Raw genomic sequence first — 20,925 nt, forward strand, 5'->3', positions numbered from 1 at the left:
TCACCTGCCGGGGGTCGGGGTCGTGACGGTCTGGGGGGCGAGCGGGACGGTCGCGGGCTCGGGGAGGGCGGGGTCGGTCTGCGGCGCCGGTGGCATGAGGGCGCCCGCGGCGTCGGGCGCGCCCGGGACGTCGGGGGCGGTCATTCGGGGCGAGGACGGGGCGGCTGCCGAGGACTGCGTGGCGGCCGGGAGTTGCGCGGGGGCCGCGGCCGGGCTGAGCGTCTCGGGGGCCAGGACCGCCGCGGGGCGGGCCGCGGCCTGACCGGCGGGGGCGGCGCCGGGGACGCCCTTGACGGTGCCGTCGGGGTTCAGGAAGGCCGGGTCGCCGCCGGGGACCATGCCCAGTTCGCGGGCGCGGCGCTGGAGGGCGTCGGGGGCCGAGTAGGCGTCGATGTCCCGCTGCAGCCCCTGTTCCTCGTCCGTGAGGTTCTTCGTCTGCCGCTGCAGGTCGTCGAGTTTGAAGGAGCCTTCGCTGAGGGCCGAGTTCAGGACCAGCAGTCCGATGAGTCCGCCGCCGAGGAGCAGGACGACGAGCAGGACGAACGGGGCGCGGGCCGCCCGCGCGCGCCCGGTGGGGAACAGCCGGGCGAGCCGGGCGGCCCTCCCTCTCAGTTTGGGTTTCCTACTCACTTGCCCTCCGGTGAGTCCGGGGACCCGACGCGCTCACTCGGCGTCCTCCCTGATGCGCTCCGCCCCGCGCAGCCGCGCCGGTGCGGCCCGGCGGTTCTCGGCCACCTCTTCCTCGGTGGGAAGTTCGGCACCTCGCGTGAGCAGCTTGAGCCGGGGCTGGTAACGCTCGGGGACGACCGGCAGCCCGGGCGGCGCGGTGGACGCGGCACCGGCCGCGAACACCTGTTTGACCAGACGGTCCTCGAGCGAGTGGTACGACAGCACGGCGATCCGGCCGCCGACGTCGAGGGCCTTCACGGCGGCGGGGATCGCCCGCTCCAGTACGGACAGTTCGCCGTTGACCTCGATGCGCAGCGCCTGGAAGGTGCGCTTGGCCGGGTTTCCGCCGGTGCGCTTGGCGGCCTGCGGCAGCGCGTCCCGGATCAGCTCGACGAGCCGCGCGCTGGTGCTGAACGGCTCCTTCTCGCGCTCGCGGACGATCGCGGACACGATCCGCTTGGCCTGCTTCTCCTCGCCGTACGCGCGCAGGATGCGCACGAGTTCACCGGCCGGATAGGTGTTGAGCACCTCGGCCGCACTGACCCCGCTCGACTGGTCCATCCGCATGTCCAGGGGCGCGTCCTGCGCGTAGGCGAAGCCGCGGCCCGCCTCGTCGAGCTGCATGGAGGAGACGCCGAGGTCGAACAGCACGCCCCGCACGCGCGCGATGCCGAGCCGCCGCAGTACGTCCGGCAACTCGTCGTAGACGGCGTGCACGAGGGTGGCCCGCTCGCCGTAGGGCGCCAGCCGTTCGCCGGACAGCCGCAGCGCCTCCTTGTCGCGGTCCAGGGCGACCAGCCGGGCCTCGGGGAACCGGGCCAGCAGTGCCTCGCTGTGGCCGCCGAGGCCGAGGGTGCAGTCGACGACCACGCTTCCCGGCCGCTCCAGGGCGGGCGCCAGCAGGTCCAGGCACCGCTGGAGCATCACCGGGACGTGTCGACTCTGGCTCAAGGGTCCCTCTCAGGTCCGGCACGGAGCCGTACGCACCGCCGGGTCCCCGCCCGCTCGGGAAGGGGAGGCCTGCCGGCGCCGGAAGCGTCAGCCGACCGGGAGCGGGAGAAGGCCGAGCCGTACGTACGCGCCGCGCGGGGAATTCGGTTCAGCGGGGAGGGCCTCGCCTCCCGCTTCGCGTCACTTTAGTCCACCGTGTCGCGCGGTCAATCAACCAGCCTGCGCGTCGCGTACCGCATCCTGCCCGGGGCCGCAATTCGAAGGGATTCACCCGTCCGAACCAGGTTTGCCCTCCGTGTGGGTTAGCTCACAACAAGCCACGATGACGTTCTTTGTCCCTCTCCCACAGCGGGCCGGGACCACGGGTGACCAGTAACGTCATGGCTATGACGACTTCCGCAGCAGCTTCCACTGGATCCGAAGGCGCCATAGCCGGCGGCGGCGCCGTGACCGACCGCCTCGTCGAAGCCAACCAGCGGTACGCCTCCGCGTTCACCGACCCCGGTATGGACGCCCGACCCGTCCTCCATGTGGCCGTGGTGGCCTGCATGGACGCCCGGCTCGACCTGCACGCGGCGCTCGGGCTGGAACTGGGCGACTGTCACACCATCCGCAACGCGGGCGGTGTGGTCACCGACGACGTGATCCGCTCCCTGACCATCAGCCAGCACAAGCTGGGCACCCGCAGCGTCGTGCTCATCCACCACACCGGCTGCGGTCTGGAGGCCCTCACCGAGGACTTCCGCACCGAGCTGGAGATGGCGGTCGGGCAGCGCCCGGCCTGGGCGGTGGAGTCCTTCCGGGACGTCGACCAGGACGTGCGCCAGTCCATGCAGCGGGTGCGCACCTCGCCGTTCCTGCTGCACACCGACGACGTGCGCGGCTTCGTCTTCGACGTCCGCACGGGTCTGTTGCGCGAGGTCGATCCGGCCTGACCGGCCGGCCGGCCCACCCGAACACACCCCGTCGCCCGGATCGAAAACCGCAGCCCAAAAGGCCGTAAGACCGACATAGTGCGGGCAGTTGTCCACAGGCGAGTGACACGAAACGGTAACGGCGGCAAGAATGCGGTTGTGACGTCACGCGGAACTTTTCCCGCGTGGTGTCCGTGTTCGGGGTGGGCCGGTCGCGCAGTCGAGAGCGGCGGCCCGAGTAAGAACGGGCCGAGGAGGGCCGGGTGACGACCTATGACGATCGAGCGAGCCTCACTGATCTGACCGCCACTGTGGAGCGGGTGCGCAGTTCGGTGGAGGGTGTGATCGAGGGCAAGCCAGAGGTCGTACGGCTTTCGCTGACCGTGCTGCTCGCCGAGGGGCATCTTCTGATCGAGGACGTCCCCGGCGTGGGCAAGACGATGCTCGCCAAGGCGCTGGCACGGTCCATCGACTGTTCGGTGCGGCGCATCCAGTTCACGCCCGACCTGCTGCCCTCGGACATCACGGGCGTGTCGATCTGGGACCAGCAGCGCCGGGACTTCGAGTTCAAGCCCGGCGCCATCTTCGCGCAGATCGTGATCGGCGACGAGATCAACCGCGCCTCGCCCAAGACCCAGTCGGCACTGCTGGAGTCGATGGAGGAGCGCCAGGTCACCATCGACGGGCAGACCTACGAACTGCCCAGCCCGTTCATGGTGGTGGCCACCCAGAACCCGGTCGAGATGGAGGGCACCTATCCGCTGCCCGAGGCCCAGCGCGACCGCTTCATGGCCCGGGTGTCGGTCGGCTACCCCAGCGTCGAGGCCGAGTTGCAGATGCTGGACGTGCACGGCGGCGTCTCCCCGCTGGAGGACCTCCAGCCCGTGGCGCACGCCCACGAGATCGTGAAGCTGATCGAGGCCGTCCGGGGCGTGCACGTCGCCGACCCGGTCCGGCGGTACGCGGTGGACCTGGTCGCCGCCACCCGCACCCACCCCGACCTCAGACTCGGCGCCTCCCCGCGCGCGACGCTGCACCTGCTGCGCGCGGCGAAGGCGTCCGCCGCCCTCAGCGGCCGGGAGTACGCGCTGCCGGACGACGTGCAGGCCCTCGCGGTGGCCGTGCTCGCCCACCGGCTGCTGCCCACCGCGCAGGCCGCCCACCTCAACCGGCGCACCTCCGAGCAGGTCATGCAGGAGATCCTGCAGCAGACCCCGGTGCCGACGGCGGCCCCGCCGCAGGGCGGCCTCGGGCTGGGCCGGGGCGGCGCGCCGGCGTATCCCGCACAGCCGCCGCGGACGCTGTGATGACCATGGGGGGTGCGGGGCAGTCGGAGGCCGACGGCGGGGAGCAGGGCGGCGTCCGTACGGCCCTGACCGGGCTGACCACCCGGGGGCGCTCCTTCCTGGCGGCCGGGATCGCCGCGGCGATCTGCGCGTACGTGCTGGGCCAGAGCGACCTGCTCCGGGTCGGGCTGCTGCTGGCGGTGCTCCCGCTGATCTGCGCGGGCGTGCTCTACCGCACCCGCTACCGGGTGGCGGGCAGCCGCCGGCTCTCCCCCGCGCGGGTGCCCGCCGGCGGCGAGGCCCGTGTGCATCTGCGGATGGACAACGTCTCCCGGCTGCCCACCGGCCTGCTGATGCTCCAGGACCGGGTGCCCTACGTCCTCGGTCCGCGCCCGCGCTTCGTGCTGGACCGGGTGGAGCCGGGCGGCCGCCGCGAGGTGTCCTACCGGGTCCGTTCGGACCTGCGCGGCCGCTATCCGCTGGGCCCGCTGCAACTGCGCCTGACGGACCCGTTCGGGATGTGCGAGCTGACCCGTTCCTTCTCGGCGTACGACACGCTGACCGTGGTCCCGCGCGTGGAGCCGCTGCCGCCGGTGCGGCTCAGCGGCGAGGCCAAGGGGTACGGCGAGGGGCGGCAGCGCTCGCTGGCCCTGGCGGGCGAGGACGACGTGATCCCGCGCGGCTACCGCTACGGCGACGACCTGCGCCGGGTGCACTGGCGCTCCACCGCGCGCTACGGCGAGCTGATGGTGCGCCGTGAGGAGCAGCCGCAGCGCGCCCGCTGCACGGTGCTGCTCGACACCCGGACCGTCGCCTTCGAGGGTTCGGGGCCCGACTCGGCGTTCGAGTGGGCGGTGTCCGGCGCCGCCTCGGTGCTGGTGCACATGGTCGAACGCGGATTCTCGGTCCGTCTGTTGACCGACACCGGCGCCACGGTGCCCGGGGAGGGCGCCGACGGTTTCGCGGGGTCGGGCCAGGAGAGCGCCGACGCGGCCGGGCTGATGATGGACACGCTCGCGGTGATCGACCACTCCGACGCGACGGACCTGTCCCGGGCGTACGAGGTGCTGCGCGGCGGGAACGAGGGGCTGCTGGTCGCCTTCCTCGGCGACCTCGACGAGGAGCAGGCCGCGGTGGTCGCCCGGATGCGCCGGCGCAGTGGCGGCGCGCTCGCCTTCCTGCTCGACCCGGACGCCTGGATCAGGGAACCCACCGACGTGCCCCGGCCGGACACCTGGCAGCGGGACCGGCTGCGCATGCTGCGCGAGGCGGGCTGGACGGCCGTCGGCGTGCCCCGGGGCGCCTCGCTGGACGAGGTGTGGCGGCAGGCGGACCGGCTGCGCACGGGCGTGGCCACGGTGGGCGGGGAGGGCCGGGCATGAGCGGGCGGGCACGACTTGCGCTGTGTGCCGCGGCGGCCACCCTGATGGCCGCGTGCGCGCTGCTGCCCCTGGTGGACCAGCCGACCTGGCTGATGGAGGCGGCCTTCCTAGTCGCGGCGCAGACGGGGGTGGGCGCGGCGGCCCGCCGGGTGCCGCTGGCCCGGCCGCTGACCGTGGCGGCACAGGCCCTGGCCGGCCTGATGATGCTGACGCTGACCTTCGCCCGGTCGCACGCGATCGCCGGGCTGGTCCCCGGCCCGGACGCCTTCCGGTACTTCGCCGACCTGCTCCAGCAGGGTTCCGACGACGTCAGCCGGTACTCGATACCGGCACCGGTCACCGACGGCATCAAGCTGATGCTCATCGGCGGTGTCCTCCTGGTCGGCCTGATCGTGGACACCCTCGCGGTGACCTTCCGCAGTGCCGCCCCGGCCGGTCTGCCGCTGCTGGCGCTGTACTCCGTCGCCGCGGGGCTGTCCCACGGGGGCGCCGACTGGCTGTGGTTCCTGGTCGCGGCGGCCGGCTATCTGATGCTGCTGCTCGCCGAGGGCCGCGACCGGCTCTCCCAGTGGGGGCGGGTCTTCGGCGGTGCCTCGCGCGGTCCCGGCGAGGCGGAGGGCGGCGCGCTCGCCCCGGTGCGCACCGGACGGCGGATCGGCGCGGTGGCGCTGGGTGTCGCGCTGGTGGTGCCGCTCGCCCTGCCGGCGATGCAGGGCGGTCTGCTGGGCCCGGCCGGCGCCGGCATCGGGGCGGGCGCGGGGGACGGCGGCATGATCAACGCGGTCAACCCACTGGTGTCGCTGCGCGACAGCCTGAACCAGGACAACGACCGCCAGGTGCTGTCGCTGCGGACCACCACGAACGACATCTCGGACCTCTATCTGCGCATCGTCTCCCTGGACGACTTCGACGGCACCACCTGGAAGCCGTCCCAGCGGCACATCGTCGGCGTGCCGGACAGCCTGCCCACGCCCCCCGGACTGGGCCCGGACGTCAGGCGGACGACGGTGCGGACGACGGTCTCGGCGGCGGACTCCTACGCCCAGGACTGGCTGCCGATGCCGTACCCGCCCAGCGGGGTGAAGATCGCCGGGACCTGGCGCTACGAGCCCGTCGGGATGACGCTCGTCGGCGACAAGGGCCAGACCACCCGGGGCGAGACCTACCAGGTGACCAGCCTGGACGTGGAACCGACGCCGCAGCAGCTGGCGACCGCCCCGGAGCCGTCGGGGGCCCTGAAGCGCGAGTACACCAAGGTGCCGAAGTCGCTGCCGAAGGTGGTGGCCGACACGGCCCGGCAGATCACCGAGGGCGCCACGAGCCACTACGACGAGGCGGTCAAGCTCCAGGACTACTTCGCGGTGACGGGCGGCTTCCAGTACGACACCAGGGTGGACATCGGCCGGGGTCCGGACGCCATCGCGAACTTCCTGAAGAAGAAGCAGGGCTTTTGCGTCCACTTCTCCTTCGCGATGGCCGCGATGGCCCGCACGCTGGGCATTCCGGCCCGGGTGGCGGTCGGCTTCGCGCCCGGTTCCCCGCAGGCGGACGGCACGGTGGCGGTGAACCTGAAGGACGCGCACGCCTGGCCCGAGCTGTACTTCGAGGGCGTGGGCTGGACCCGCTTCGAGCCGACCCCCACGCGGGGCACCGTGCCGTCGTACACCGAGTCGGACACCCCCGGCAATTCGCTGCCGGACCAGAGCCTGCCGTCCCACAGGTCGAGTGCGGCGCCGTCCACGGCGGCCTCGCCGAACGAGAGCTGCCCGGTGCAGGCGCGCAGGCTCCAGGCGTGCTCCAGCCCGTCCGCCACAGTGGCGCAGGCCCCGGACGACAACGGTCCGACGCCCTGGCAGTACACGCTGTGGGGGCTGGCCGCGCTGGCCGTGGTGGTGGTTCCGCTGGCGCCGCTGCTGTGCCGCAGGCGGCTGCGGGCCGTGCGGCTGGGCGCGCATGCGCGTACCGAGGAGGGCGCGGCGGCGCACGCGCTGGCGGCCTGGCAGGAGCTGACGGACTCCGCGTGGGACTTCGGCATCCTGCCGGACGATTCGCAGACGCCGCGCAAGGCGGCCGCGCGGATCATCCGGCTCGGGCATCTGGACCCGGCGGCGGGAGCGGCGGTGCACCGGGTGGCGGACGCCGTGGAGCAGGTGCTGTACGCGCCCCGGCCGCGTCCGGTGACGGGTCTGGCCGAGGACGTGCGCCGGGTGATCGCCGGGCTGGGCGCCCCGGTGAGCGGCGGTACGCGGCTGCGGGCGCTGTTCGCTCCGCGCTCTGCGGTGCGGGTGCTGTGGGCGGTCTCGGCGCGGTGGGCGGCGCTCCGGGCCCGGGTGTCGGCACCTCGGCCGGCGCCGCGCCGGCCGTCGCGGCAGCAGGGCTGAGGCGGCGGCGGGGACGGCTCCAGGGGCATGCGTGAGGGGCGGTCACCATCCGGTGACCGCCCCTCACGTATGCCGGTACGGGCTAATGACCCTGTTCGTCGCGCCGGCGCTGCCAGCGCTGCTCGATGCGGTCCATCACGGAGCGCTTCTGCCGCGGCTGGCGGCGGGCGTGGGGGCCGCCGGCGGCGGGCTGTTCGCCCGGCTTGGGGGCCTTGCGCCACCCGGTGACGGCGAGTACGGCACAGCCGAGCATGACGAGGAAGCCCACCACGCTGACCCAGATCTGCTGCGCGACCATTCCGGCCATGAGGAGCGCGATACCTACGAGGAAGCCTGCGACCGCCTGGTAGACCCGCCGCCGGGTGTACGTACGCAGCCCGCTTCCCTCGAGCGCCGACGCGAACTTGGGATCTTCGGCGTACAGCGCTCGCTCCATCTGCTCGAGCATGCGCTGCTCGTGCTCCGAGAGCGGCACGGAGTCCTCCTCATCGTGCAGTCGCCGGGGCGACCCGGGGGGTCCCTTCAGGATAGGCAGGGAATCGCCCCCGTGAAACCCGCCCCTCTGCGCCAATTGGCCAACCGGATTACGCCATGGCCAACCCGGTCGCTGAGGCTTCCATTCCCCGGCGGCCGACCCGTCATGCCGAGCGGTCTCCCTCGATCATACGGCGCAAACCCCTCGATCGGGGGGCCTGTGGCGTACTCCATCCGCCGTCGCGGCCCTGATCAGGGCCGCGACGGCGGGACGCTGCTCAGGCCTGCGTGGCCCCTCGTGTCTCACCGAGCACATGCAGCTGGGTGGCGACCGAGTGGAAGGCCGGGAGTTCGGCGGCTGCGGCCTCCAGCTTCAGCAGGGCGTCGAGGGCTCCGGGCTCGGTGTCGACCAGGACGCCGGGCACGAGGTCGGCGAAGACCCGCACCCCGTGCACGGCCCCGACCCGCAGGCCCGCTCCCTCCACCAGCGCGGTGAGCTGCTCGGCGGTGAACCGGCGCGGCACCGGGTCGCCGGAGCCCCAACGGCCGTCCGGGGCGTCGAGGGCCTGCTTGGCCTCCTTGAAGTGTCCGGCCAGGGCGCGGGCGAGCACCGCGCCGCCGAGGCCCGCGGCGAGCAGGCTCAGCACGCCCTCGGAGCGCAGCGCGGCCACCGCGTTGCGCACGCCCTCGGCGGGGTCGTCGACGTACTCCAGGACGCCGTGGCACAGCACGGCGTCGTAGCCGCCGCGCTCCACGACGTCGAACAGGCCGTGGGCGTCGCCCTGGACGCCGCGCACCCGGTCGGCGACGCCGGCCTCGGCGGCGCGGCGCTCCAGTGCGAACAGGGCGTTGGGGCTGGGGTCGACGACGGTGACGTGGTGGCCGAGGCGGGCGACGGGCACGGCGAAGTTGCCGCTGCCGCCTCCGGTGTCGAGGACGTCCAGGCGGTCCCGGCCCGTGGCCTTGACCCGCCGGTCGAGGGCGTCCTGGAGGACCTCCCAGACCACGGCGGTACGGAGAGAGGCGCGGGGGCGCATCGGGTCCGACACGGCAGTTGACTCCTCGAGACGGCCTTCAGGGGTGCCTTCCACCACACCCTATTGCCTCCGGCGCCCCCGCTACGCGTCAGCCGGCGTCCGGCATCGCGGGCGGGGCGGCAGGTCCGCCCGGCTCCTCGGCGTCCTGGCGGGGCTGGGGCAGCACGGGCTGGAGGACCAGCATCCGTTCGACGAGGCGGACGAACATCGCCACGTCACGTATCAGGTCGTCGGCGTCCCGGCGGCTCGCGGCGCCCTGTATGCCGGCCTCGGCCCGGGCCCGGCGCCGGGCGCCGGAGGCGAACAGCGCGCTCCACTCGGTGAGTTCGGGCGCGATCTCCGGGAGTACCTCCCAGGCGCTCCGGATCCTGGCCCGGCGCCGGGAGGGGGGTTCGGGGCGGCCGCGGGCGGCGAGGACGGCGGCGGCGGTGCGCAGGGCGGCGAGGTGGGCGATCGCGTAGCGCTCGTTGGGCGTTTCGAGGGCGGCGGCCTCGTCGAGTCCGGCGCGGGCCTGGGCGAGCAGGTCGAGGGCGGCGGGCGGGGCCGTGGTCCGGCGCAGCACGGGGTGCACGTCGCCCGCCGGTCCGGTCAGTGAGGGGGCAGGGCCGGAGGCGCGGCGCCGACGGGCGGCAGCCGCGGAGGAGTTGGCCATGACGAACCTCCTGTCGTCTGTGACGGCAGACCTGATATGGAGTGCCGTATGTGGCCCATCGTGGGGTATGGGACTGACAATCCGTTCTGACCTGGACTTTTGCTTCGATCGAAAGTTCGGAGTAGTTTTTGCACTGACCAGTCAGTTCAAAATCGAGGAGCACAGGGGGAGTCTGTGGAGGGCATCGGTGTCACGGCCGAGGGCTTCGGACTCAAGGGCCCACGCGGTTGGGCGTTCCGCGGGATCGGCATCGACGCGGAGCCAGGGGCGCTGATCGCCGTCGAGGGACCGTCGGGATCGGGCCGTACCTGCCTGCTGCTGGCGCTCACCGGACGGATGAGGGCCACCGAGGGCACGGCGGCCGTGGGCGGGGCACGGTTGCCCAAGCAGCTGGCGGCGGTCCGCCGGATCAGCGCCGTGGCCAACGTCGCCGGGGTCACCGACCTCGACCCGGCGCTGACCGTCGGCGAGCACCTGCGCGAACGGGCCCTGCTGGAGCGCCGCTTCGGCGGCTCGCCGCGCGCGCTGCTGCGGCCCCGCAAGGAGCGGGCGGCACGGGCGAAGCTGCGGGTCGACTCGGCGCTCGCCGCCGCCGGACTCGACCTGGAGACGCTGCCGAAGGGCGCCCGGACCGCCGTACGCGACCTGGAGCGGCTGGAGGAGCTGCGGCTGTCCGTCGCGCTGGCGCTGGTCGGCCGTCCCGCGCTGCTCGGCGTAGACGACACCGACCTCAAGTTGTCGGACACCGAACGGGCCGAGGCATGGGCGCTGTTGAAGTCGGTCGCCGAGGGCGGCACGACGGTGGTGGCGGTGTGCAGCGAGGCCCCCGAGGAGGCCGTGCGGGTGTCCACCCACGGAGAGGAGACGGCGGATGCGCTCACCGCGACTGGCCGCGCTTGAGCTGAGGCGCTTCGGGCGGGGAAAGCTGCCGCGCGCCGCCCTGGTGGCGCTGCTGGTGCTGCCGCTGCTGTACGGAGCCCTGTACCTGTGGTCGTTCTGGGACCCGTACGGCCGGCTGGACCGCATTCCCGTGGCGCTGGTCAACGACGACAAGGGGGCCACCGCCGGCGGGAAGAAGATCACGGCGGGCGACGACATCGTCGACGGGCTGCGGGACAGCCGCACCTTCGAGTGGCACGAGGTGAGCGCCGCCGAGGCCCGCCAGGGCGTCGAGGACGGCACGTACTACCTCTCGCTGACCATGCCGGCCGACTTCAGCCGGCGCGTCGCCTCCAGTGCGGGCGACTCCCCCGAGACGGGCGCCCTCCAGGTGCGCACCAACGACGCCAACAACTACATCGTCGGGCAGATCTCCAAGACCGTCTTCAGCGAGGTGCGCTCGGCCGCCTCCACGAAGGCGTCCCGGACGTTCCTGGACCGGATCTTCGTCTCCTTCTCCGACATCCACGGCAAGACCGTGACGGCCGCCCAGGGCGCCGACCGGCTCAAGGGCGGCCTCGGGAAGGCGGAGCAGGGTTCCCAGGACCTCGCCGACGGCCTCAAGGACGCCAAGAGCGGCAGCGGCAGGCTCGCGGCGGGCCTGACGAAGCTCGACACGGGCGCGGGCACCCTGGAGGACGGATCGCGGCAGGTCGCGGACGGCACCCAGAACCTCGCCGACCAGGTCAACGGGGTGTACGCGAAGGCCGGCCCGTTCCTGAGGGACAACGAGAAGACCATCGGGGACACGGCCCGGCTGGTCGCCGACTCCGCCAAGGCGGTCCGGCACAACCTGGACGTCCTGGTGAAGACGGCGCCGGCCGCCGCCAGGACCGCCCACGCGGCCTCCAGGACCCTCGACGACGTCTACCGGACGCGGTGCGAGACCCCGGTGCTGCCGGACCCCGTCTGCGCCGACCTGAAGAAGGCCGAGCAGGCGGCCGCCGACGTGGCCACCGTCGCCGACGACCTCAACACGCTGATCGCCGACCAGAACGGCGGCCTGAAGACCCTCAGCGCCGACCTGGGCACCCTCCAGACGCAGGCCCAGGCCCTCGCCGACCGCGCCCCGCACCTCTCCGAGGACGTCGACGACGCCGTCAAGAAGATCAACAAGCTGAACGAGGGCGCGGGCAAGGTCGCCGCCGGCGCGAAGACGCTGCACACCGGCCTCGGCACGGCCCGCACCGGCGCGGACACCCTCGACCAGGGCGTCGGCAGGCTGAGCGGCGGCGCCGACGATCTGAACGGCGGCATGTACAAGCTCGTCGACGGCTCCGGGAAGCTGGCCGGCGGACTGCACGCCGGGGCCGACAGGATCCCCGACTACGACAAGCAGGACCGCGACCGGCGCACCGGCGTCATGGCGGACCCGGTCCAGCTCGCCTCCCACGACCTGCACAAGGCGCCGAACTACGGCACCGGGTTCGCCCCGTACTTCATCCCGCTGTCCCTGTGGGTGGGCGCGATGGTGGCGTACATGCTGATCCCGCCGCTCAACCGGCGGGCCCTGGCGGTCGGTACGTCCGCCTGGCGGATAGCGCTCGCGGGCTGGCTTCCGGTGGTCGCCGTCGGGGTGCTCCAGGTGGCCGCCCTGATGTCCGTACTGCACTGGGGAATCGGCCTGCGGATGGCCCGGGCGGCCGGGACGGTGGGCTTCCTGTTCCTGGTGACGGCCTGCTTCGGGGCGATCGTCCAGTGGCTGAACGCGCGCTTCGGGGCGGCCGGGCGGATCCTCGTCCTCGCGCTGCTGATGCTGCAGCTGACCTCGGCGGGCGGCACCTACCCGGTGCAGACCAGCCCGGGCTTCTTCAACGCGATCCACCCCTTCCTGCCGATGAGCTACATCGTGGAGGCGCTGCGCCGGCTGATCACGGGCGGCGGGCTCGGCCCGGTGTGGCAGGCGTGCGCCGTGCTGACCGCGTTCACCGCTGGCGCCCTCGCGCTCACCGCGGTGTCGGCCCGCCGTCGCCAGGTGTGGACCCTGGACCGTCTCCACCCGGAGCTGAGCCTGTGACAATCGACGCCATGGAAAGCAGCAGCACCAGGACGCCGAGCAGCGGCAGCCCGCGCCGCGAGGCCACCCGGCAAAAGCTCTACGAGGCCGCCGTCACGCTCATCGCCGAGCAGGGCTTCTCCGCCACCACCGTGGACGAGATCGCCGAGCGGGCCGGGGTCGCGAAGGGCACGGTCTACTACAACTTCGCGAGCAAGTCGGTCCTCTTCGAGGAGCTGCTGCGGCACGGTGTGGGCCTGCTCACCGCCTCCCTCAAGGAGGCGGCCGAGCGGACCGCCCGCGAGGGCGGCGGCAAGGTCGACGCCCTGGACGCGATGATCCGCGCGGGCCTGGTCTTCATCGACCGCTACCCGGCCTTCACCCAGCTGTACGTCGCCGAGCTGTGGCGCACCAACCGCGCCTGGCAGTCCACCCTGATGGTGGTACGGCAGCAGGCGGTCGCGGTGGTGGAGGACGTGCTGCGCGAGGGTGTGGCGGCCGGCGAGTTCAGTGCCGAAATCGATGTGCCGCTGACCGCGTCCGCGCTGGTCGGCATGGTCCTGGTGGCCGCGCTGGACTGGCAGTCCTTCCAGCCGGAGCGCTCCCTGGACGACGTCCACGCGGCGCTGTCCCGGCTGCTCCACGGACGGGTGAGCGGGGAGCGTTAGCCGGGGGACCGGCGGGACCGGGGGCGACGCGGAAGGCGCCGGTCCGGGGTGGCCGCGTCCCCCGCGGGCCACCTCGAACCGGCGCCTCCTCCCCCACTCCCCCGGGCTCCCCGTACGCCCCCCGTACGGTGTCGTTCCGGTCGCCCCCCGGCCTTCCCCCCTCCCCCGTGTCCCGCTTCCGCCGACGTGATCGGCGGAAGGAGCGGAGCGGGGCCGCTCCGTTCCGGCGCCCCGTGTCGCCGGTGCCGGAGCCGCGCCCCTTTCCGTGCCCCTACTCTCCCGTTCGCACGGGTGCGGCCCCATCCGCATCCGTACTCATCTCACCGCCTGAGTACGGATACTCAGCCCCGCGCGCTCACTCCCGGCACGGGACGACCGCCGCGTCGCCGGCGCATCGGTGTCACACCGCCCGGGGACCGGATTGTCAGTGGCGGTCGATAAAGTCGCAGGCATGGCACGGATTGCGGTGATCGGCGCCGGCATGGGCGCGATGGCGGCCGCTGCCCGGCTGGCCGTCGCGGGCCACCGGGTGGTGGTGTACGAGCGTACGGAGACGTACGGCGGTGCGGTGCGCCGGTTCGAGCGGGACGGGTTCGCCTTCGACACCGGTCCCGGACTGCTGCCGCTGCCGGCCGTCTGGCGCGATCTGTTCGTCAAGACCGGCAAGGAGCCGCTGGAGGACTGCGTCGAGCTGGTCCAGGTCGACCCGTCCGCGCGGCACGTCTTCGCCGACGGCACCGAGGTGTCGCTGCCCAACGCCTCGCGCGCGGGTGCCGTCTCGTCCCTGGAGGCGGCGCTGGGGGCGGGGGCCGGTGAGCGCTGGGGTGACTTCCTGGTGCGGGCCCGCGAGGCCTGGGACCGCACCCGGCGCCCGCTGCTGGAGGAGCCCCTGTGGGCCGACTGGGCGGTGCTGACCGAGCGTGAGCCCTATCCGGCGGTCCCGCACAAGCGCCTGCTGCGCACCCGCCGTGCGACCACGCTCGCCGAGATCGGCGCCTGGGAGCTGCGCGACGAGCGCCTGGCGGCCCTGTTGCACAGCCACGCCCTGCTCTACGGCGTCGATCCCGGCACGGCCCCGGCGAGCGCGGCCGTGCTGCCGTACCTGGAGCACGCCTTCGGCACCTGGTACGTGCGCGGTGGCATGCGGGAGTTGGCGCGCGCGGTCTACGAGCGGTGTCTGCGCCGGAAGGTCGAGTTCCGCTTCGGCGCCGACGTGACCGGGATCCTGGAGAAGGACGACCGGGCGGCCGGGGTGGAGCTGGCCGACGGCACGGTGGCCGAGGCGGACACCGTGGTCGGCGCCGGGCCCCGGCGCCTGGGCGGCATGGTGCGGGCGGGCCACAGGCTGTACGGGACCGGGTCGGTGGAACCCGTGGTCGAGGGCCGGTATCCCGGCCGGGTGGTGGTGTGCCTCGCGCTGCGCGGGGCGCGGGAGCCGGGCGCCGTCCACCGTACGGTGGTGCACTCACCCGACGCGGTGGCGGAACTCGGCCTGTTCGGGCCCGGGACCACCCCCGACAGGCCCACGGTCCGGATCGACCGCCCGGACGATGCGGCCCTGCGGCCCGACGACGCGCACGAGTCGGTGGTGCTGACGGCGACGGTGGCGTCCGCGACGGGGTACGACTGGGCCGCGCCGGGGGCCGCCGACGCCTTCGCGGACCGGATGGTCGCCGCCGCCGGGCGGGCGGTGCCGGGGCTGCGCGAGCGGACGCTGTGGCGCGAGGTCCGCACCCCCGTGGACACCGAGCGGGAGACGGGCGCCGAGGGCGGTGCCGTCCCGCCGCCCGCGCTGGCCGCCGCCGACGGGATCCTGCACCCGTCCAACTCCACGCTGATACCGGGCCTGTTCACGGCCGGCGGCTGGTCGCACCCCGGCGGCGGACTGGCGCACGCGGGCATGTCGGGCGCGCTGGTGGCGGGGCTGATCGTCGAGGGACCGGACTTCCGCGGTTCCCAGTGAGGGCCGCACGGGCTCCCCTGGGGCTTCAGAAACGGTACTGCTCGTCGTAGCCGTGTCCCTGGCCCTGCGCCTGGCCCTGGCCTTGCTGGTGGCCGTCGCCCTGGTACGGGTACGGCTGCTGCTGCGGGAGTTCGCCGCCGTAGGTCTCGTCGGTGCGCTGCTGCGGGACCCAGACCCCGCCGGCCGGCGTCTCGCCGTAGCCGCCGGTGCCGTACTGCCCCTGCGGGTAAGCCTGTTGGTCGTAGCCCTGGCCGCCGTAGGTGGTGTCGTACGACGTCTGGCCGTAGGCCTGGCTGCCGATGTACGGGTCGGAGTAGTTGGCGTACTGCTGCTGGCCGGTGGTGTCGTAGCCGTACTGCTGCTGACCGTAGCCCGAGTAGTCGTAGGCGTAGGCCTGGTCGGAGCCCTGGGCCGCGGTCGCGTAGCCCTGGTCCTGGGGCTGGGCCGCGGCCGCGTGGGCGGAGTCGCCGTAGACGCCGTAGGAGCCGGTGTCCTCGGGCAGGGGCTGCGGCTCGTAGACGGCGGTGGTCTCGGCGGCGGAGGGCTGCGCGGAGCGGGCGGCGGCCGGGGTGAACACGTCGTCGCGGTCGTAGTCGTCGTCCGAGCCGTAGCCCGCGCTGTCGCCGCCGCCGCGGCCCGCGCTGTCGGCACCGAAGTCGGCGTCCTGGCCGTAACCGGCCTCGCCGGGCTCCGGGTCGGCGTCCTCCGCGGCGGGTTCCTGCCGCTGCGGGTCGCCGCGCCGGCCGCGCTTGCTGCCGCCGGCGCTCTCGCCGGGGCGGCTGACCGCCCAGCCGGCCGCGAAGCCGCGGCGGAAGGAGAGCGTGACGTAGGTCTGTCCGACCGCGAAGGCGATCGCGCCGAGCCCGATGACGACGACGGAGGGGATCAGGACACCCAGGACGACACCGAGGAAGCCGGCGAAGGCGAGCAGGCGCCAGCGCAGCCGCGCCTTGTACTGCAGCAGCACCTCGCCCAGCAACCACAGCGCGACGATGCCGAACGCGATGTAGAGGACCGTCCAGCCCATGTACGCCCCTCTCCCAGTGACCGCTACGCAGTGTGTCGTATCGCGGTGCGGCCGGTCTAGGCCTGCGGGGGGTGGTGCAGGCCCAGGTTCTCGTAGATTTCCAGGGTCGCCGTCGAGTTGTTGAGCGTGATGAAGTGCAGTCCGGGCACACCCTCGGCCAGCAGCCGCGCGCAGAACTCTGTGGCGAATTCGATCCCAATGGAGCGTACAGCGGTCGGATCGTCTTTTGCTGTGAGGATCCGCTCTTTCAGGACGGAGGGGATGTGGGCGTTGCTGAGCCGCGGCAGCCGTTCCAGCATCTTCACGCTGGTCACCGGCATGACCTCGGGGATGACGGGGGTGGCACAGCCCGCCTCGGCGACCCGGTCGCGCAGCCGCAGATAGGACTCCGGCTGGAAGAACATCTGTGTGATGGCGTAGTCGGCGCCGGCCCGGCACTTGTCCACGAAACGGGCGACGTCCGTGTCCCAGTCCGCGGAGCGCGGGTGCATCTCCGGGAAGGCGGCGACGCCCACGCAGAAGTCGCCCGACTCCTTGATGAGGCTGACGAGTTCGGCCGCGTAGGTCAGGCCCTGGGGGTGCGCCACCCACTCGGCCATCGGGTCGCCGGGCGGGTCGCCGCGCACGGCGAGCATGTTGCGGATGCCGGCGTCCGCGTACTGGCCGATGATGTTGCGCAGTTCGGCGATGGAGTGGTTGACCGCGGTGAGGTGGGCGACCGGGGTGAGCGTGGTGTCCACGACGATCTGCTGGGTCTCCTTGACCGTGCCCGCGCGGGTGGAGCCGCCGGCACCGTACGTCACGGAGACGAAGTCGGGGGCGACCGCCTCGACCCTGCGCAGCGCGCTCCACAGGTTCCGCTCACCCTTGGGTGTCTTGGGTGCCGAGAACTCGAAGGAGTACGTTTTCTTGCCCGAGGCGAGCATGTCGCGCACGGTGCGTGCGCGGTCCGTCCGTGTGGACGCGGTTCCGAGGGCCATACTCGCAGGTTAGCCAGGGGGCGGTGGTCCCCCAACCGGACGCAGGGGATATGCCCTATTTGTCGACTTGTTGTCCACGCCTCGGACAGCGGGGCGGTTACCGCCGCCCGAGCCGCTCGGCGAACTCGGCGGCGGCCGCGCCCGGGTCGTCGGCCTCGGTGATCGCGCGGACGACGACCACCCGGCGGGCGCCCGCGTCGAGGACGTCGTCGAGGTTGCCGAGGTCGATGCCGCCGATGGCGAACCAGGGGCGGTCGGTGCCGAGGGCGGCGGTGTACCGGACCAGGTCGAGTCCGGGGGCGTACCGGCCGGGCTTGGTGGGGGTGGGCCAGCAGGGGCCGGTGCAGAAGTAGTCCACGCCCGGCTGGACGGCCGCGGCCGCCGCCTCGGACTCGGCGTGCGTGGACCGGCCGACGAGCACGTCCTCGCCGAGGATCGCGCGGGCCGCGGGGACCGGGAGGTCGCCCTGGCCGAGGTGGAGTACGTCGGCTCCGGCTGCGTGGGCGACGTCGGCGCGGTCGTTGACGGCGAGCAGCTTGCCGTGCCGGGCGCAGGCGTCGGCGAAGACCGCGAGGTGCTCCAGTTCCTCGGCCGCCTCCATGCCCTTGTCCCGCAACTGCACGATGTCGACCCCGCCGGCCAGCACCGCGTCCAGGAACCCGGCGAGGTCCCCCTGGCGCGTACGGGCGTCCGTGCAGAGGTAGAGACGGGCATCGGCCAACTGGGCGCGCGCGGTGTCGGGCATATGGGTGTCCCCCTGGTGACGGTCGGTGCGTGGCGGAGCGTAGTCGATAGACGTGGGCGACCTCCCGGCCGGGCTGCCGTGATGACCTGAGGGCGGGGGCCGGCCCGAGCGGCGGGGGCTGGCCTCTCGGCCGGGGGATTGGCGTGACGGCGAGGGTAAGCCGGGCGGCCGGGCTCTGCCTTGGGGCCGGTCATTGGCCTGGCGGCCGGTCTGCCGCCCGGCGGGCGGTGCCTCGGGCGGGCGGGCGCCTTCCCGGGCGGCGGGCGGCGGGCGGGCGCCTTCCCGGTCGGCGGCGGCGGGCGGCGGGCGGCGGGCGGCGGGCGGCGGGCGGCGGCCCAGCGTGCGGTGCCTCCGGCAGGCGGGTGCCTTCCCGGTCGGCGGGCGGCGCCTCGGGCGGGCGGGCGCCTTCCCGGTCGGCGGGCGGCGGGCGGCGGCGGCGACCCAGCGTGCGGTGCCTCCGACAGGCGGCCGCCTTCCCGGTCGGCGGGCGGCGACGGCGACGGCGACCCAGCGTGCGGTGCCTCCGGCAGGCGGGCGCCTTCCTGGTCGGGGGCGGCGGCCCGGCGGACGGTGCCTCCGACAGGCGGCTGCCTTCCCGGTCGGCGGGCCGCGGCCGGCGGCGGCCCAGCGTGCGGTGCCTCCGGGGGCGGGCGCCTTCCCGGTCGGCGGCGGCCCAGCGTGCGGTGCCTCCGGCAGGCGGGTGCCTTCCCGGTCGGCGGGCGGCGGCCCAGCGTGCGGTGCCTCCGGGGGGCGGGCGTCTTCCCGGTCGGCGGGTGGTTCTTCCCGAGCGCGTTTCATCGCCCGTCCGGCTGGCGGGCAGGGTGGCCTGGCCGGCGGAGCGGTCAGCGCGCGGGTTGCCGGGTCCACCAGCGGTCCGGCCTCTCGCAAGGGCGGGCTGCCGGGACAGTGGGCCGTGCTTCCGGGGAGCGGCCGGGAGGGCTACCCGTGAGCGAGTTGGCCCCGGTCGGCGGGCCGGACTGTCGGGGCAGGTCGGGCTGGGCAGACCCCGGTGACCCGGCCCGCCGGGCATGGCGAGTGGAGGTCTTGCCGGTCGGCCTCCCCTTTCCGCCGGCGGCGGACGGGCAGCCGCGGTCCGGGCACGGGGGTGGAGGCCGGCGCCTCGGGGGGTGGGCCGGGGCGCCGGTCGTCGGCCGTGGGTCAGACGGCGAGCGCCTGGGCGCGGCGCTTCACCTCCGTGCCGCGGTTCTCACTCAGGGCCTGCGCCGGGGTGCCGGGCAGGGTCGGGTCGGGGGTGAAGAGCCACTCCAGCATCTCCTCGTCCGTGAAGCCGTCGTCCCTCAGGAGCGTCAGGGTCCCGGACAGCCCCTTGACGACCTTGTCCCCGTCGATGAAGGCGGCGGGGACGTGCAGGGCCCGGTTCTCACCACGGCGTACGGCGATCAGCTGGCCGTCCTTGACCAGCTGCCGCACACGTGTCACCTCGACGTCCATTTGTTCGGCGATGTCGGGGAGGGTGAGCCAGGCGGGGACGAGAGCATCGATCTTTGCGTCAATCTCGGTCACGGGACAAGCCTGCCATCTGCCACTGACAGTCGGAAGTCGGGCCGGTCCACATGGGAGGTCAGACGGCGGTCGCGTCCTTGAGCGGGCGGGCCGGATCCACCAGGGCCACCGCGTCCATGCGCCGCCCCGCCTCGATCAGCCGCCGCCCCTGGGCCAGGTCCCGTGGCCGTCCGACCGCGAGCAGGGCCACCAGGCGGTCCTGGCGCAGCCAGCACACCGTCCAGGCGGGTCCGGCCGGGTCCCCGCGCCACACGGCCCGGTCGGCCGAGGCGTGGTGCCCGGCGTACTGGACGAAGCGGCCGAACTGCTCGGACCAGAAGTACGGCACCGGGTCGTAGACCGAAGGGGTCTCGCCGATGATGTTCGCCGCGACCGTGCGCGGGCCCTGCAGGGCGTTGTCCCAGTGGTGGACGAGCAGCCGTTCGCCGTACCGGGCCGAGGGGAAGGAGGCGCAGTCGCCGACCGCGTACACGTCCGGGACCGAGGTGCGCAGGTGCTCGTCGGCCACCACCTCGCGGTGCGCGCCCAGCTCGACGCCGGAGCCGGCCAGCCACCCGGTGGCGGGCCGGGCGCCGATGCCGACCACCACGGCGCCCGCGGGCAGCCGCGAGCCGTCGTCCAGCACCACCGCGCCGGGCTCGACGCGCTCCACGCGCGCGTGCGTACGCAGGACGGCGCCGATGTCGGCGTACCAGGCGGCCATCGGCGCGGCCACCTCGGCGGGCAGCGCGCCCGCCAGCGGACGGTCGGCGGCCTCGACGACGGTCACCGCGCAGCCCGCCTCACGGGCCGCCGTCGCGAACTCGGCGCCGATCCAGCCCGCGCCGACCACCACGACGTCGTGCTGCCGGGCGAGCACGGGCCGCAGCCGTTCGGCGTCGTCCAGGGTGCGCAGCAGGTGCACGCCGGGCACACCCTCCGCGCCCGGCAGCCGGATCGGTTCCGCGCCGGTGGCCAGGACCAGGACGTCGTACGGGACGGGCCCGGACCCGGTGTCCAGCTGGTGGTCGCCGGGGCGCAGGCCGGTCACCTCGCGTCCGAGGGACAGCTCGATGCCGAGCGCCTCGAAGTCGACGTCGAAGGCGGAGCCCTCGGCCTTGCCGAGCAGCACCGCCTTGGACAGCGGCGGCCGGTCGTACGGCTGGTGCGGCTCGGCGCCGATCAGCGTCACGCTGCCGGTGAACCCCTGTTCGCGCAGCGCGACCGCGGTCTGCACCCCGGCCATGCCCGCACCGACGACGACCACGCGCCGCCCCTGTGACGTGCCCTCTTCCCGCGCTTCCCGCGTCTGCTCGCTCACCCGATCACCTTAGACAACTGACAAAACGTCAGTCAGC

Annotated in this window: 18 protein-coding genes; 8 read left to right on the plus strand and 10 right to left on the minus strand. The window is 73.8% G+C overall.

Features of this window, described 5'->3' with window-relative positions; genetic code table 11:
• Both ACFYMM_RS05040 and rsmH read right to left on the minus strand, forming a co-directional pair.
• The gene (locus ACFYMM_RS05040; protein ID WP_388383939.1) at positions 1-630 is read right to left on the minus strand and encodes a septum formation initiator family protein; all 630 of its coding nucleotides are present in this window, start codon (positions 628-630) and stop codon (positions 1-3) included.
• A 33-nt stretch (positions 631-663) separates the two neighbouring features.
• Positions 664-1,620, minus strand: a complete 957-nt coding sequence (gene rsmH / locus ACFYMM_RS05045; protein ID WP_388383940.1) for a 16S rRNA (cytosine(1402)-N(4))-methyltransferase RsmH — start codon at positions 1,618-1,620, stop codon at positions 664-666.
• A 386-nt stretch (positions 1,621-2,006) separates the two neighbouring features.
• Here rsmH and ACFYMM_RS05050 point away from each other — a divergent pair, with 386 nt between their 5' ends.
• The 4 genes from ACFYMM_RS05050 to ACFYMM_RS05065 all read left to right on the plus strand — a co-directional run bounded on the left by ACFYMM_RS05050 (position 2,007) and on the right by ACFYMM_RS05065 (position 7,583).
• On the plus strand, positions 2,007-2,555 hold the full coding sequence (locus ACFYMM_RS05050; RefSeq protein ID WP_388383942.1) for a beta-class carbonic anhydrase: 549 nt from the start codon (positions 2,007-2,009) through the stop codon (positions 2,553-2,555).
• Between the two features lie 242 nt (positions 2,556-2,797).
• Entirely contained in the window at positions 2,798-3,841 is a 1,044-nt protein-coding gene (locus ACFYMM_RS05055) for an AAA family ATPase (protein ID WP_388383944.1), read from the plus strand.
• Positions 3,841-5,202, plus strand: a complete 1,362-nt coding sequence (locus ACFYMM_RS05060; protein ID WP_388383945.1) for a DUF58 domain-containing protein — start codon at positions 3,841-3,843, stop codon at positions 5,200-5,202. Before ACFYMM_RS05055 ends, ACFYMM_RS05060 begins: the two co-directional genes overlap by 1 nt.
• Positions 5,199-7,583, plus strand: a complete 2,385-nt coding sequence (locus ACFYMM_RS05065) for a DUF3488 and DUF4129 domain-containing transglutaminase family protein (protein WP_388383947.1) — start codon at positions 5,199-5,201, stop codon at positions 7,581-7,583. The genes ACFYMM_RS05060 and ACFYMM_RS05065 overlap by 4 nt, the downstream gene beginning before the upstream one ends.
• Positions 7,584-7,665: 82 nt before the next feature.
• On the opposite strand, the gene ACFYMM_RS05070 is transcribed toward ACFYMM_RS05065, so the two are convergent.
• The 3 genes from ACFYMM_RS05070 to ACFYMM_RS05080 all read right to left on the minus strand — a co-directional run bounded on the left by ACFYMM_RS05070 (position 7,666) and on the right by ACFYMM_RS05080 (position 9,746).
• Complete coding sequence (locus ACFYMM_RS05070; RefSeq protein ID WP_388383949.1) at positions 7,666-8,058, minus strand: DUF3040 domain-containing protein; 393 nt, start codon at positions 8,056-8,058, stop codon at positions 7,666-7,668.
• Positions 8,059-8,335: 277 nt separating this feature from the next.
• Positions 8,336-9,106, minus strand: coding sequence for a methyltransferase (locus ACFYMM_RS05075; RefSeq protein ID WP_388383951.1), 771 nt, complete (start codon positions 9,104-9,106; stop codon positions 8,336-8,338).
• 76 nt (positions 9,107-9,182) lie between these two features.
• Positions 9,183-9,746: an SAV_6107 family HEPN domain-containing protein gene (locus tag ACFYMM_RS05080; RefSeq protein ID WP_388383953.1), complete on the minus strand. Its 564-nt coding sequence runs from the start codon at positions 9,744-9,746 to the stop codon at positions 9,183-9,185.
• 174 nt (positions 9,747-9,920) lie between these two features.
• Between ACFYMM_RS05080 and ACFYMM_RS05085 the strand changes: the two genes are divergently transcribed.
• The 4 genes from ACFYMM_RS05085 to ACFYMM_RS05100 all read left to right on the plus strand — a co-directional run bounded on the left by ACFYMM_RS05085 (position 9,921) and on the right by ACFYMM_RS05100 (position 15,312).
• A complete protein-coding gene (locus tag ACFYMM_RS05085; protein ID WP_388383955.1) occupies positions 9,921-10,646 on the plus strand; it encodes an ATP-binding cassette domain-containing protein in 726 nt (241 codons plus the stop codon).
• Positions 10,618-12,702: a YhgE/Pip family protein gene (locus ACFYMM_RS05090; protein WP_388383957.1), complete on the plus strand. Its 2,085-nt coding sequence runs from the start codon at positions 10,618-10,620 to the stop codon at positions 12,700-12,702. The genes ACFYMM_RS05085 and ACFYMM_RS05090 overlap by 29 nt, the downstream gene beginning before the upstream one ends.
• Before the next feature lie 11 nt (positions 12,703-12,713).
• Positions 12,714-13,349 carry a TetR/AcrR family transcriptional regulator gene (locus ACFYMM_RS05095; protein WP_388383959.1) on the plus strand — a complete coding sequence of 212 codons (636 nt, stop codon included), beginning with the start codon at positions 12,714-12,716 and terminating at the stop codon, positions 13,347-13,349.
• A gap of 451 nt (positions 13,350-13,800) precedes the next feature.
• On the plus strand, positions 13,801-15,312 hold the full coding sequence (locus tag ACFYMM_RS05100; RefSeq protein WP_388383961.1) for a phytoene desaturase family protein: 1,512 nt from the start codon (positions 13,801-13,803) through the stop codon (positions 15,310-15,312).
• 25 nt (positions 15,313-15,337) lie between these two features.
• On the opposite strand, the gene ACFYMM_RS05105 is transcribed toward ACFYMM_RS05100, so the two are convergent.
• The 5 genes from ACFYMM_RS05105 to ACFYMM_RS05125 form a co-directional block, all read right to left on the minus strand.
• Positions 15,338-16,339, minus strand: a complete 1,002-nt coding sequence (locus ACFYMM_RS05105) for a hypothetical protein (RefSeq protein WP_388383963.1) — start codon at positions 16,337-16,339, stop codon at positions 15,338-15,340.
• Between the two features lie 56 nt (positions 16,340-16,395).
• Positions 16,396-17,319: a methylenetetrahydrofolate reductase [NAD(P)H] gene (metF, locus tag ACFYMM_RS05110; protein ID WP_388383966.1), complete on the minus strand. Its 924-nt coding sequence runs from the start codon at positions 17,317-17,319 to the stop codon at positions 16,396-16,398.
• A gap of 97 nt (positions 17,320-17,416) precedes the next feature.
• Positions 17,417-18,064 (minus strand): thiamine phosphate synthase, encoded by a 648-nt coding sequence (thiE, locus tag ACFYMM_RS05115; RefSeq protein WP_388383968.1) that lies wholly within the window; start codon positions 18,062-18,064, stop codon positions 17,417-17,419.
• 1,158 nt (positions 18,065-19,222) lie between these two features.
• The gene (locus tag ACFYMM_RS05120; RefSeq protein WP_388383969.1) at positions 19,223-19,588 is read right to left on the minus strand and encodes an Rv2175c family DNA-binding protein; all 366 of its coding nucleotides are present in this window, start codon (positions 19,586-19,588) and stop codon (positions 19,223-19,225) included.
• Between the two features lie 58 nt (positions 19,589-19,646).
• The gene (locus ACFYMM_RS05125; protein WP_388383971.1) at positions 19,647-20,888 is read right to left on the minus strand and encodes an NAD(P)/FAD-dependent oxidoreductase; all 1,242 of its coding nucleotides are present in this window, start codon (positions 20,886-20,888) and stop codon (positions 19,647-19,649) included.
• Between the last annotated feature and the right edge of the window lie 37 nt (positions 20,889-20,925).

Source organism: Streptomyces sp. NPDC006739, assembly GCF_042869815.1.
Classification (GTDB): domain Bacteria; phylum Actinomycetota; class Actinomycetes; order Streptomycetales; family Streptomycetaceae; genus Streptomyces.

Bases quoted from the DNA above. Each gene is read 5' to 3' on its own strand.
- ACFYMM_RS05090 (WP_388383957.1), top strand. From the start codon at position 10,618: ATGCGCTCACCGCGACTGGCCGCGCTTGAGCTGAGGCGCTTCGGGCGG.
- ACFYMM_RS05060 (WP_388383945.1), top strand. From the start codon at position 3,841: ATGACCATGGGGGGTGCGGGGCAGTCGGAGGCCGACGGCGGGGAGCAG.
- ACFYMM_RS05105 (WP_388383963.1), bottom strand. From the start codon at position 16,339: ATGGGCTGGACGGTCCTCTACATCGCGTTCGGCATCGTCGCGCTGTGG.
- metF (WP_388383966.1), bottom strand. From the start codon at position 17,319: ATGGCCCTCGGAACCGCGTCCACACGGACGGACCGCGCACGCACCGTG.
- ACFYMM_RS05095 (WP_388383959.1), top strand. From the start codon at position 12,714: ATGGAAAGCAGCAGCACCAGGACGCCGAGCAGCGGCAGCCCGCGCCGC.
- ACFYMM_RS05080 (WP_388383953.1), bottom strand. From the start codon at position 9,746: ATGGCCAACTCCTCCGCGGCTGCCGCCCGTCGGCGCCGCGCCTCCGGC.
- ACFYMM_RS05050 (WP_388383942.1), top strand. From the start codon at position 2,007: ATGACGACTTCCGCAGCAGCTTCCACTGGATCCGAAGGCGCCATAGCC.
- ACFYMM_RS05100 (WP_388383961.1), top strand. From the start codon at position 13,801: ATGGCACGGATTGCGGTGATCGGCGCCGGCATGGGCGCGATGGCGGCC.
- ACFYMM_RS05065 (WP_388383947.1), top strand. From the start codon at position 5,199: ATGAGCGGGCGGGCACGACTTGCGCTGTGTGCCGCGGCGGCCACCCTG.
- thiE (WP_388383968.1), bottom strand. From the start codon at position 18,064: ATGCCCGACACCGCGCGCGCCCAGTTGGCCGATGCCCGTCTCTACCTC.